This is a genomic window from Xanthomonas sp. LMG 12459 (assembly GCF_009192905.1).
Lineage (GTDB): Bacteria > Pseudomonadota > Gammaproteobacteria > Xanthomonadales > Xanthomonadaceae > Xanthomonas_A > Xanthomonas_A sontii.
This window is the reverse complement of the sequence record NZ_NSGT01000098.1, coordinates 22,445-29,068: the sequence shown is the minus strand read 5'-3', so window position 1 is coordinate 29,068 and position 6,624 is coordinate 22,445. Positions and strand designations below refer to the sequence as shown.

The following is a 6,624-nucleotide window of genomic DNA, read 5'->3' as shown; positions in this document are numbered from 1 at the left end:
ACGGGTTACCACCCTTCTCGACGACGAACGATCAACCTAGATCGCAGGCAGCGGCTGCGCCTGCAGAAAGCAACCGCCATCCCGGCGTGTCATTCGTTCCGGCCGTGGCGACGGCATAGAAATCCGCACGGCGGCAGGCGATGCCTGGCGCGGTCAGCCGGCGGGGTTACCCCCCTCATCTACGAAGACACGATCGACGCCTGGTCGCGCGCGCCGCTACTCGGGTTGCGACGCCTGCGTCTCCGGATGCAGCCACCCCGCATCGCCGTCGCGGTAGCGTTCGCGCTTCCAGATCGGTACGCGCGCCTTGACCTCGTCGATGACGTAACGACAGGCGTCGAACGCGGCGCCTCGGTGCGCGGCGACCACACCAACCCACACCGCCAGGTCGCCGATCGCCAGTTCGCCGACGCGGTGCACGCAGCGCAGGTCGAGGATGGCGAAGCGGGCCAGGGCCTCGTCGACGATGCGTTGGCCTTCGGCCTCGGCCAGTGCGGCGTAGGCCTCGTAGTGCAGGCCGTCGACCGCGCGGCCGTCGTTGTGGTCGCGCACCCAGCCTTCGAAGCTGGCATAGGCGCCTGCCTGGGCATGCGCCAGCGGGACGCGCAGCGTGGCGATGTCGAGCGGTCGGTCGGCCAGCCGGAAACGCGGTTCGGTGGACATGGCTCAGCCTCCCGAAACCGGCGGGATGAACACCACTTCGCTGCCGTCGCGCACCGCCTCGTCCCAGCCGACGAAGGCGCTGTCCACCGCCACCCGCAAGCGATCCAGCGGCCAGCGCAGGCCATGGCGCGCGTCGAGTTCGGCATACAGCGCGCGCAGGTTCGGCGCATCGGTATGCACCTGTTCGCGTTCCAGGCCCGCGGCCTCGCGCAGGCTGGCGAAGTACAGCACGCTCACCTGGACGCTCATGCCACGCTCCCGAGGTCGCGCTTGCCGCCACGCTTGCCGACCAGCCGCACCGGGCCGATGGTCATCGCGTGGGTCAGCGCCTTGCACATGTCGTAGACGGTCAGCGCGGCGACGCTGGCGCCGGTCAGTGCCTCCATCTCCACGCCGGTGCGGTGCACGGTGCGCACCGTGCATTCGATGCCCAGCACCTGCGGCGAGCGCCAGTCGATGGCGAAGCGGCAGCCGTCGATCGGCAACGGATGGCAGAACGGAATCAGTTCGTGGGTGCGCTTGACCGCCATCGTGCCGGCGATCACCGCGGTGTCGACGATGCCGCCCTTGGCGCTGCGCAGCGCATCGGCGCGCAACTGCGCGGCCACGCGGGCGGGAAAGCGCACCTGCGCCTCGGCGACCGCCACACGCGCGGTGGCGGCCTTGGCGGAGACGTCGACCATGGTCGGCAATCCCTGCGGGTCCAGATGGGTCAGCGCCGGCGCGGCGGCGCGCGCGGACGTGGCGGAGGTCTTCTTGGTCATGGATTGCGCTGCCGCTCCCACGGCGCGATCTTCAAGCGCCGCCGGGGATCGGCGTGCATTGGTGGAACAGCATGCGCCATTGGCCGTCGCGATACCGCCAAAGCGAACTGCGCAGCGCCTGTCGCGGCGGCTCGCCACCGCCGCTGCGCTCGCTGCGATAACGCAGGTGCGCCAACTCCGGTTCCAGCAGCTGCACATCGATGTCGAATGCACAGTAGCGAAATGCGCCCGACTCAGCCGGTAACGCCTGGAGCACCGCCGGCTTGTCGAAGCAGCGGCCGGAGGCACCGAACTCGACGAAGGCGTCGTCGAGCAGTTCCGCCACGCGCGCCGCTGAGGCACGCACCGCCGGTTCCAGCAATTCCAGTTCCAGCGCGACCAGCGCGCGTTGCACGGCGGCGTCCATCGCTCAACCGCCGATCAGGAACATTTCGACGTGCTTGCCGCGCGTGGCGGTCGCCGCGCCGCGCAGTTCGCTGTAGCGATCGTCGCGGCGTTGCCACAGCGCACGCACGCGTTCGGCCAGCGCCTCCTCGCCCCCCGCCAGCGCCGGCCGCAAATCGGTGCCCTCGCCCGCGAACAGACAGGTGTAGAGATGGCCGTCGGCCGAGACCCGGGCGCGGTGGCAATCGCCGCAGAACGGCGCACTGACCGAGGTGACGAAACCGATCTCGCCGCCGCCGTCGGCGAAGGCGTAGCGCGCGGCGACCTCGCCCGGGTAGTGCGGCGCCAGCGCCTGCAGCGGCCAACGTGCGGCGATGCGGTCACGCAACTCGGCGGCCGGCACCACCCGCTCGCGGCGCCAGGCGTTGCAGGTGCCCACGTCCATGTATTCGATGAAGCGCAGCACATGGCCGCTGCCGCGGAAATGCGCCAACAATGGCAGCACCTGGTCGTCGTTGATGCCGCGCTGGACCACGCAATTGAGCTTGACCGGCCCCAGCCCGGCCGCGACCGCCGCGTCGATGCCCTCCAGCACCTGCGCGATCTCGCCACGGTCGCCGGACAACTTCCGGAACACCGCCGGCTCGATCGCATCCAGGCTGACCGTGACACGGCGCAGGCCGGCCTCGCGCAAGGCCTGCGCATGCCGCGCCAGCAGCGCGCCATTGGTGGTCATGGCCAGATCGTCCACGCCGGGGATGCGCGCCAGCCGCCGCACCAGCTCGGGCAGATCGCGGCGCAGCAGCGGTTCGCCGCCGGTCAGGCGCAGCTTGTTGACGCCGTTGCGGACGAAGGCGCGGGCCACCGTCTCCAATTGCGCGAACGACAGCCGCGAAGCGGCGTCGAAGCCGTAATCGTCCGGCACCTTGTCGGCAGGCATGCAGTAGCCGCAGCGGAAGTTGCAGGCCTCGATCACCGACAGCCGCAGGTCGCGCAACGGCCGCCCGCGCCGGTCCGCCGGCGTCGCCGACGCGAGCGGCGGGCGCGGCAGCGCGTTCATCCCGCCGGGACCTGCGGCGCGCGCGGCGCGGACAGCGCCACGCGCTCGCCCGGCCGCGCCACGCGGTGGCCGCGCGCGCGCAGGGCCTCGGCATCGTCGGCGCTGGCGTAGTGGTAGAGCATGGTCCGTTGCAGCAGCTCGGCGGGGTATTCCCGCTCCAGGTCGTCGACCCCAGTATGCGACGGGTTGCCGTGAAGACCGCAGTCGTGGGCCACCAGTTCGCCGTCGTCGGCATACCGGTTCAGCATTTCCGGGATCGGCCGGGTGTCCCCGCTCCACACCAGCGCGCCCTGCAGGCGCAGGCCGTAGGCGGTCTCCGGCCAGTGGTGGCGCACCGGGAACACCTCCAGGCGCACGCCCTCGTGCCAGAACGCATCGCCCACCGCGATCAGTTGGAACGCGTCCCAGAAGTTGGCGCCGCCCTCGGCCAGCACGTTCGGATAGTCGGCCACGCGGCGGTGCAGCAGCGGCACCACCGTGGCCGGCACATACAGCCGCACCTTGCCGCGGCGCGCGGAGAAATAGCTGTCCACGAACAGCCGCTCGAAGCCGGCGACGTGGTCCAGGTGCACGTGGGTGACGAACAAGGCCTGCGGCATCGCGCCGTAGTGCGCCTGATAGGCGGTCAGCCCCTCCCCACCGCAGTCGATGGTCAGCCACGGCCGGCCGTCGCGCTCGATGGTGGCCATCGGCGAGCCCAGCGCCACCGCCGAGGCATTGCCCACGCCCTGGAAACGCAGCGCCCAGTCCGTCATCAGCAGCCGCGCTCCCAGGCCAGGTCGTAGGCGCGGCGCAGGCGCGCGTAGTCCTTCTCCACCGCATCGACGCTGCGCTCGCCGCGCAGTTTCAGCAGCGAACGGCGCAGCCGCTTGAGGTTGCGCTCGCGCCAGCGGGTGGCGGGAATGCGCAGCACGCCGCGGTCGAAGTCGATCAGCCAGCCGCGGCCGTTGCCGTCGAACAGGATGTTCTGCGCGTTGAGGTCGGCGTGATCGAGGCCGGCGCGATGGAAGCGCGCGATCAGCCGCCCCGCCTCCTCCCACGGCGCGCCGCGGCCGGCCAGATGCGCGCGCTCGGCCAGCGAGCGCACGCCCTCCAGCCGCTCCATCAGGATCGCCGCACGGTAACGCAGCCCCTGGCGCACATAACAGGCCGCCAGCGGCCGCGGCACCGGCAGCTTGCGCGCGATCAGCGCGCGCATCAGCCGGAACTCGGCGAAGCTGCGGGTGCGGTCGGCGCCGGTCCACAGGTAGCGGTCGCGGACCAGCTTGGCGACCAGCCCGCCGCGGCGGTACTGGCGCAACACGCAGCTGCCGAACGGGGCATCGACGAACCAGGCGCCGCCGCGGCCGCCGGCATCCACCGGGCGCGCACGTTCGCCCCAGGCGGCGGCGGAGAACAGCGCCGGTTCGGCTTGCCGCAGTCGTTCGCGGTCGAACAAAATGGCCCCGTAGCCGCGGCCATCGCGGTACGGCGTCAGCGCTTCGGTGGCGTCGAATGCAACCATCCAGCGAGTCTAACAACACCATGCCGGCAACGCTCCCTTCGTTGTGCCTGTTGCGCCTGTCGGCGCTGGGGGACGTGACCCACGTGGTGCCGCTGGTGCGGACCCTGCAGCGCGCCTGGCCGCAGGCGCCGGCGTTGCACTGGATCATCGACAAGGCCGGGCACAAGCTGCTCGACGGCCTGCCGGGCGTGGTGTTCCACCCCTACGACAAGCGCAGCGGCCTGGCCGGCATGCGCGCCTTGCGCCGCGCCCTGCCGGCGCAAGGCTTCGACGCACTGTTGCAGATGCAGGTGGCGTTGCGCGCCAACGTGCTGTCGGCGTTCGTGCCGGCGCGCCGCCGCATCGGCTACGACCGCAGCCGCTCCAAGGACCTGCACGGCCTGTTCGTCAACGAACGCATCCCCGACCGCCCCGGCATCCACGTGCTGGAGGCGATCGGCAGCTTCTGCGAGCCGCTGGGGCTGCGCCAGACCGAGGTGCGCTGGGACCTGCCAGTGCCCGAGGACGCCCACGCCTGGGCGCGTGCGCAATGGCCCGAGGACGGCCGTCCGGCGCTGCTGATCTCGCCCTGCTCCAGCCACCAGCGTCGCAACTGGTATGCCGAGCGCTACGCCGCGGTGGCCGACCATGCCGCCGCGCAGGGCTGGCGGGTGGTGCTGTGCGGCGGCCGCAGCGACCTGGAGCGCAGCACCGCCGACGCCATCGTTGCAGCGGCGCGCACGCCGGTGCTCGACCTGGTCGGCCGCGACACGCTCAAGCAACTGCCGGCGCTGCTGCAGCGCGCCGCATTGGTGATGACACCCGACTCCGGCCCCATGCACATCGCCAACGCCATGGGCACCAAGGTGCTGGGCCTGCACGCGGCCAGCAACCCGCGCCGCAGCGGCCCGTATTCGGACATCCGCTACTGCGTGGACAAGTACGACGCGGCTGCACGCAAATACCTGGGCAAGCCGGCCGCGCAGTTGAAGTGGGGCAGCAAGATCGAGTTCGACGGGGTGATGGAACTCATCGCGGTGGACGATGCGATCGCCGCATTCGAGCGCTATCGCGCCGACCACGGCCACTGAGCGCGGTTGCGGCGCACGCGGCGCCGCTCTACCATCGCCGCGCGTCCTGCCGCCGACCCGGCCTGCAGGAGCCGCCGTAAGCGTTTACGTCAATCAACGCGCCAACTGCGCCGGATCCGTCCGGGGCTGTTTCCCGTCCGGGCCTGGCAGGCCGCTGGCGGGTGGCGCCTTCGATCGACCGGCTTACGGAGAGTCCGCAATGTCACGTTCCCCGCTGTTTTCCCGCAAGCTGTCCCCGCGCCATGCCGCCTGGGTCACCCCGCTGCTGCTGTCGGTGCTGATGACCTGCATCGTCTCGATGATCAGCACCCTGCGCAGCGTCGGGCTGGCGCCCGGTGTCGGCACGCTCTGGCTCGGCGCCTGGGCGCTATCCTGGCTGGTGGCCTTCCCCACCCTGCTGCTGGTGCTGCCGCTGGTGCGGCGCCTGACCGGCCTGGTGGTCGCACGCAACTGAGGTGCGGCGCGTTCCGGGAGACGGCAACGCCTCCCGGAACTCTGCCCTCACGCCGAGGCGTTGCGGTAGTCCTGGTAGGACTTCTCTTCCACGTAGCTGGAGCCCAGGGCCAGGTTGATTTCCTTCTTGAGCCGCGCGCGTTCGTCGTTTTCGTAGTACACGCTGCGCGCCAGCTTGATGAACTCCTCGTCGAAGGCCTGCGCCTTCTCCTTGATCCGGATCTCGTCCTCGATGACCCACAGGCGCTCGTTGACCGCCTTCAGTTCCGCGCGCAGGCGCGCCACGTCGCCGCCGGCCGCCGGATGCGCCATCCAGGTCTTTTCCAGTGCCGACAGTTCGGCACGCACATTGGCCAGCTTGCCCGGATCTTCGATGCGCTCGGACTTGATCTGCAGGATGGCGATCTTGTCGAGCAATTCGCCGAAGGACACGGGCACCAGGATTTCGGACATGGCAGACACCAAAAACAGGAGAAGGAAGAGTGTAACGGCGACGCCTTAAGCCAGCGTCGGCACACTGTCGCGAGCGCCAAAAAGCAAAAGGCCCCTGACGGGGCCTCATGCGAAACTGGCGGGAAGGGGGGATGCACTCGGTGCATGCTGCACCTCGCCCTGCGGGCGGCTGCGCCGTGCGCATCGGCTGTCGCCGATGGGTCGAACCCGCGGGGCTTCTCACCCCCCACTCCTGCACCGATCACACTCTGCGACCGCTGGAGGATGCGCGCG

Annotated in this window: 10 protein-coding genes; 2 read left to right on the top strand and 8 right to left on the bottom strand. The window is 70.5% G+C overall.

Features of this window, described 5'->3' with window-relative positions; all coding sequences use genetic code 11:
* Window positions 1-216 precede the first annotated feature (216 nt).
* Genes CEK65_RS19000 through CEK65_RS18970 form a run of 7 tightly spaced genes read right to left on the bottom strand, consistent with a single transcriptional unit; the run spans window position 217 to window position 4,375 of the window.
* A complete protein-coding gene (locus CEK65_RS19000) occupies window positions 217-663 on the bottom strand; it encodes a molybdenum cofactor biosynthesis protein MoaE (RefSeq protein WP_152182661.1) in 447 nt (148 codons plus the stop codon).
* Between the two features lie 3 nt (window positions 664-666).
* Window positions 667-912 carry a MoaD/ThiS family protein gene (locus tag CEK65_RS18995; RefSeq protein ID WP_017908887.1) on the bottom strand — a complete coding sequence of 82 codons (246 nt, stop codon included), beginning with the start codon at window positions 910-912 and terminating at the stop codon, window positions 667-669.
* Window positions 909-1,427, bottom strand: coding sequence for a cyclic pyranopterin monophosphate synthase MoaC (gene moaC, locus CEK65_RS18990; protein WP_150410550.1), 519 nt, complete (start codon window positions 1,425-1,427; stop codon window positions 909-911). The genes CEK65_RS18995 and moaC overlap by 4 nt, the downstream gene beginning before the upstream one ends.
* A 31-nt stretch (window positions 1,428-1,458) precedes the next feature.
* A complete protein-coding gene (locus tag CEK65_RS18985) occupies window positions 1,459-1,833 on the bottom strand; it encodes a nuclear transport factor 2 family protein (RefSeq protein ID WP_152182660.1) in 375 nt (124 codons plus the stop codon).
* Window positions 1,834-1,836: 3 nt separating this feature from the next.
* Window positions 1,837-2,871, bottom strand: a complete 1,035-nt coding sequence (gene moaA, locus CEK65_RS18980; RefSeq protein ID WP_152182659.1) for a GTP 3',8-cyclase MoaA — start codon at window positions 2,869-2,871, stop codon at window positions 1,837-1,839.
* Window positions 2,868-3,626, bottom strand: a complete 759-nt coding sequence (locus tag CEK65_RS18975; RefSeq protein WP_152182658.1) for an MBL fold metallo-hydrolase — start codon at window positions 3,624-3,626, stop codon at window positions 2,868-2,870. The genes moaA and CEK65_RS18975 overlap by 4 nt, the downstream gene beginning before the upstream one ends.
* Window positions 3,626-4,375, bottom strand: coding sequence for a 3-deoxy-D-manno-octulosonic acid kinase (locus CEK65_RS18970; RefSeq protein ID WP_152182657.1), 750 nt, complete (start codon window positions 4,373-4,375; stop codon window positions 3,626-3,628). The genes CEK65_RS18975 and CEK65_RS18970 overlap by 1 nt, the downstream gene beginning before the upstream one ends.
* Before the next feature lie 20 nt (window positions 4,376-4,395).
* Between CEK65_RS18970 and CEK65_RS18965 the strand changes: the two genes are divergently transcribed.
* Together CEK65_RS18965 and CEK65_RS18960 are read left to right on the top strand one after the other, a co-directional pair.
* The gene (locus CEK65_RS18965; protein ID WP_043092950.1) at window positions 4,396-5,445 is read left to right on the top strand and encodes a glycosyltransferase family 9 protein; all 1,050 of its coding nucleotides are present in this window, start codon (window positions 4,396-4,398) and stop codon (window positions 5,443-5,445) included.
* A 199-nt stretch (window positions 5,446-5,644) separates the two neighbouring features.
* The gene (locus CEK65_RS18960) at window positions 5,645-5,899 is read left to right on the top strand and encodes a DUF2798 domain-containing protein (RefSeq protein ID WP_043092951.1); all 255 of its coding nucleotides are present in this window, start codon (window positions 5,645-5,647) and stop codon (window positions 5,897-5,899) included.
* 47 nt (window positions 5,900-5,946) lie between these two features.
* Here CEK65_RS18960 and CEK65_RS18955 read toward each other — a convergent pair whose 3' ends face one another.
* Window positions 5,947-6,351: a DUF6165 family protein gene (locus tag CEK65_RS18955; protein ID WP_017907820.1), complete on the bottom strand. Its 405-nt coding sequence runs from the start codon at window positions 6,349-6,351 to the stop codon at window positions 5,947-5,949.
* Between the last annotated feature and the right edge of the window lie 273 nt (window positions 6,352-6,624).

Bases quoted from the DNA above. Each gene is read 5' to 3' on its own strand.
- CEK65_RS18955 (WP_017907820.1), bottom strand. From the start codon at position 6,351: ATGTCCGAAATCCTGGTGCCCGTGTCCTTCGGCGAATTGCTCGACAAG.
- CEK65_RS18960 (WP_043092951.1), top strand. From the start codon at position 5,645: ATGTCACGTTCCCCGCTGTTTTCCCGCAAGCTGTCCCCGCGCCATGCC.
- CEK65_RS18995 (WP_017908887.1), bottom strand. From the start codon at position 912: ATGAGCGTCCAGGTGAGCGTGCTGTACTTCGCCAGCCTGCGCGAGGCC.
- CEK65_RS18985 (WP_152182660.1), bottom strand. From the start codon at position 1,833: ATGGACGCCGCCGTGCAACGCGCGCTGGTCGCGCTGGAACTGGAATTG.
- CEK65_RS18975 (WP_152182658.1), bottom strand. From the start codon at position 3,626: ATGACGGACTGGGCGCTGCGTTTCCAGGGCGTGGGCAATGCCTCGGCG.
- moaC (WP_150410550.1), bottom strand. From the start codon at position 1,427: ATGACCAAGAAGACCTCCGCCACGTCCGCGCGCGCCGCCGCGCCGGCG.
- CEK65_RS18970 (WP_152182657.1), bottom strand. From the start codon at position 4,375: ATGGTTGCATTCGACGCCACCGAAGCGCTGACGCCGTACCGCGATGGC.
- CEK65_RS18965 (WP_043092950.1), top strand. From the start codon at position 4,396: ATGCCGGCAACGCTCCCTTCGTTGTGCCTGTTGCGCCTGTCGGCGCTG.
- CEK65_RS19000 (WP_152182661.1), bottom strand. From the start codon at position 663: ATGTCCACCGAACCGCGTTTCCGGCTGGCCGACCGACCGCTCGACATC.
- moaA (WP_152182659.1), bottom strand. From the start codon at position 2,871: ATGAACGCGCTGCCGCGCCCGCCGCTCGCGTCGGCGACGCCGGCGGAC.